General features: G+C 62.6%; 1 pseudogene. It reads right to left on the reverse strand.

The window, feature by feature from the left end:
- Positions 1 to 187: pseudogene (locus tag HLUSI_RS26650) on the reverse strand (amino acid ABC transporter ATP-binding protein); the annotation flags it as partial.
- Positions 188 to 203 lie beyond the last annotated feature (16 nt).

A 203-nucleotide genomic window follows, 5' to 3' on the forward strand; every position in this document is an offset into this window, starting at 1 on the left:
GTTGCTGGCCGCCCGACAGTTGCTCGGGATAGGCGTCGGCTTTATTGCCGAGACCGACTTGTTCCAGCGCGGCCATGGATACGGCCAGGGCCTGCGCCTTCGGCTGTTGCTTGACGTGGCGCAGCGCCAGCATGATGTTTTCCTGCACGGTGAGATGCGGGAACAGGTTGTAGCTCTGGTACGCCACGGCCGCTACAGGTCAT

Source organism: Herbaspirillum lusitanum P6-12 (genome assembly GCF_000256565.1).
GTDB classification, from domain to species: Bacteria; Pseudomonadota; Gammaproteobacteria; order Burkholderiales; family Burkholderiaceae_D; genus Herbaspirillum; species Herbaspirillum lusitanum.